At 65.5% G+C, this 3,258-nt stretch carries 3 protein-coding genes and 1 pseudogene; 2 read left to right on the forward strand and 2 right to left on the reverse strand.

Annotation, left to right across the window (positions count from 1 at the left end; all coding sequences use genetic code 11):
- A partial coding sequence (locus VF662_RS06245) for a protein-L-isoaspartate(D-aspartate) O-methyltransferase (protein WP_464138950.1) occupies positions 1 to 738 on the reverse strand: 738 nt, incomplete at its 3' end.
- 49 nt (positions 739 to 787) lie between these two features.
- Here VF662_RS06245 and VF662_RS06250 point away from each other — a divergent pair.
- Together VF662_RS06250 and VF662_RS06255 are read left to right on the forward strand one after the other, a co-directional pair.
- Positions 788 to 1,378 (forward strand): class I SAM-dependent DNA methyltransferase, encoded by a 591-nt coding sequence (locus tag VF662_RS06250; RefSeq protein WP_464138951.1) that lies wholly within the window; start codon positions 788 to 790, stop codon positions 1,376 to 1,378.
- A 122-nt stretch (positions 1,379 to 1,500) separates the two neighbouring features.
- Positions 1,501 to 2,211: a tetratricopeptide repeat protein gene (locus VF662_RS06255; protein WP_464138952.1), complete on the forward strand. Its 711-nt coding sequence runs from the start codon at positions 1,501 to 1,503 to the stop codon at positions 2,209 to 2,211.
- On the opposite strand, the pseudogene thiS reads toward VF662_RS06255, so the two are convergent.
- Positions 2,212 to 3,224 (reverse strand): annotated as a pseudogene (thiS, locus tag VF662_RS06260) (sulfur carrier protein ThiS).
- Between the last annotated feature and the right edge of the window lie 34 nt (positions 3,225 to 3,258).

Genomic DNA, 3,258 nt, shown 5'->3' on the forward strand with positions numbered 1-3,258 from the left:
GCCGAAAGCGGGGTCGTCGAGCTCCGGCAGCGGCTCGGCGGCGTCGCGGATCAGCTCCGGGAGCGAGCGCGGATCGGACCGGCCGCCTTTCTCGTCCCAGGCATGCGCGCCGATCAGCGGCACGAAGCGGACCGCGCCCAACTCCTCCTGCTCATAATCCTCTTTGCTGACGCGGGTGATCTTAAGCAGCTTCTGGACCTCGTGCGGCTCCCCGATCGGCATCACCAGCCGACCGCCCACCTCCAGCTGGGCGAGCAGCACTTCGGGCACATGGCTCCCGCTCGCCGAGACGATGATCGCGTCGAACGGCCCCTTCTCCGGATAGCCGCGCGTGCCGTCGCCCTCGTAGATGGACACGTTGTCGTAGCCGAGCCGCTCCATCCGCTCGCCGGCAAGCTCCGCCAGCTCCGAATGCCGCTCGATCGCGATCACCTGATCGACGATCTGCGCGAGGACGGCGGCCGCATAGCCCGATCCGGCGCCCACCTCGAGCACGATGTCGGAGCCCTCAAGCTCCGCCGCCTCCAGCATCAGGGCGACGATATACGGCTGCGAGATCGTCTGGTCCGCCTCGATCGGCAGCGGCGAATCCTCGAACGCGAATTCGCGGAGATGCTCCGGGACAAACTCTTCGCGAGGCACGGCGCGGAACGCCTCCAATATCCTCTGATCATGGATTCCGCGCGCGGCGATCTGCCGCTCGACCATCTTCTCGCGCGAGGCGGCGAAGTCTGCCATCTTCTTCCTCCTGTCAGCAGCCAAAAGCGTCAGTGGAGAGCGCGTTCCGATGCACGAGCGGATCATCGGCCTTTATGAGGAGACCGCCGCCGCCTGGGACGAGGCGCGGGGGACGACGCTGGGGGAGCGGGAATGGATCGACGCATTCGCGGCGCTCGTCCCGCCAGGCGCCAATATTCTCGACCTCGGCTGCGGCGGCGGCCAGCCGGTCGCCCGTCACCTGATCGAGAGTGGCTTCAAGGTGACCGGGCTGGACTCATCTCCGACGCTCATCGGGATGTGCCGGAAGCGTTTTCCCGAGCATGAGTGGCTGGTCGGCGATATGCGGGAGCTCGATCTCGGCCGCCGCTTCGACGGCATCCTCGCCTGGTACAGCTTATTCCATCTGCACTTCGACGATCAGCGGGCGATGTTCGCCCGCTTCGCAGCCCACGCCGCCCCTGGCGCAGCGCTGATATTTGCGAGCGGCCCCACGCACGGCGAAGCAATCGGCGAATGGCAAGGCGAGCCGCTCTACCATGCAAGCCTGTCGCAAGAAGAATATCGGGCGCTACTCGAGGCGAACGGCTTTGAGCTGGTGAGCTTCCGGGCGGGAATGCCCGTCGCAGACGGTCCGTCAGTATGGATCGCGCGACACTAGACAGGTTGGCGTAAGGGCGCTTTTTGATGCGGCCGGTAGGTAGGCGAGGCGCTCACGGGTAGGCACCTCGGTCCGTCTGGTCTACCTTCGAGGGAAACAGCGAAAGGCGAAGGATGCGACACTTGGCGACGATCACTGCCGTGGTGGGGCTTTGCCTTGCCTCCTGCGCACAGGCACAGTCCACAGAGCTCGCGCAGAAGCTGGAGAAGGCCGCTCAATCGGGAGACCCCGAGGCCAGCTACCACCTGGGCATGATCTACAACAACGGAATTGGCGTGACCCAGGACGCGAAGCGCGCATTTGCGCATTTCAGTCGAGCCGCGGAAGCGGGCGATCCGCTTGGCGCGTATAAGGTGGGCTGCTATTATGCGGGGCAGTTCGAAGGTGTCGTCAAAGCCGACGAAGAGCAGGCACTTCGACACAAGCTGAAGGCGGCCGAGGCAGGTTATAAGCTTGCTCAGGTCGACGTCGCGATCATCTACGCGCGGCGAGAGGACAATCGCTCCGCCCTCAAATGGTTCGAAGCCGCGGCAAAGCAGGGCGACGCGCAGTCGCTCTACAATCTGTCCGTGTTCTACAGGGACGGACTGGGCACCGCGCCGTCGCGTCCCAAGACGCACGCCTTTTTTCGCCTCGCCCACATCGCCGCGCGGGGCAATGTAGGCGAAGGTGCGCAGAAGCAGCTGGACGAGATAGCTGCCGCCATGAGCGCGGAGGAAAGGGCGGAGGCCGAACGAATAGCGGCGACCTGGATCACGGGGCCTACGCCATTGACCCAGCTGGCAGCGGCGGGCCTCGATCGCGCCCAAGTGGTCGCCGCGAAGTCGCGCTAGCTAGATCAGCCCGGCCAACGGGCTCGACGGGTCGGCATAGCGGCGCTTGCCCATCCGGCCGGCGCGGTAGGCGAGACGGCCGGACTCGACTGCAAGCTTCATCGCCCGCGCCATCAACACCGGGTCCTTGGCTTCGGCGATGGCGGTGTTCATGAGCACGCCGTCGCAGCCGAGCTCCATCGCCACCGCCGCATCCGACGCGGTGCCGACGCCGGCGTCGACCAGCACCGGCACCTTGGCGTTCTCCACCATGATCCGGATCATCACTTCATTCTGGAGCCCGAGGCCCGATCCGATCGGAGCGCCGAGCGGCATGATCGCGACCGCGCCGGCATTCTCAAGCTTCTTCGCCGCGATCGGATCGTCGGCGCAGTAGACCATCGGCAGGAAGCCTTCCTTGGCAAGGATCTCGGTTGCGCGCAGAGTCTCGATCATGTCGGGGTACAGCGTTTTCGCTTCGCCGAGCACTTCGAGCTTCACCAGATCCCAGCCGCCTGCTTCGCGCGCCAGGCGGAGGGTGCGGATCGCGTCCTCCGCGGTGAAGCAGCCGGCGGTGTTCGGAAGGTAGGTGTAGCGCTTCGGATCGATGAAATCGGTCAGCATCGGCTGCTTTGGGTCCGCGATGTTCACGCGCCGCACCGCCACCGTGACGATCTCCGCCCCCGACGCCTCGACCGCAGCCGCATTTTGCTCGAAGCTCTTATACTTGCCCGTGCCGACGATCAGCCGCGAGCGGAAGCTGCGGCCGGCGACGGACCAGCTGTCTTCTCCGGCGACCTTACCCATGACGTTCATCAACCACCTCCAACGAACGTGACGATCTCGAAATCGTCGCCGTCCTCGATCTTCGTCTCCGCGAGCGTCGAGCGCGGCACGATCTCCATGTTCCGCTCGACCGCCACCCGCGTCGGCTCGAGCCCGAGTTCGAGCGCGAGGTCGGCGATCGTCAGGCCCTTCGCGATCCGCCGGTGCTCGCCGTTGACGGTAATCGAGAAGGTGTCGTCGTAGACCATGTCCTGCCTTTGCGCTGCCGGGATGAGCGCCATA

This window comes from Allosphingosinicella sp., from assembly GCF_036387215.1.
In the GTDB taxonomy this organism is placed as follows: Bacteria; Pseudomonadota; Alphaproteobacteria; order Sphingomonadales; family Sphingomonadaceae; genus Allosphingosinicella.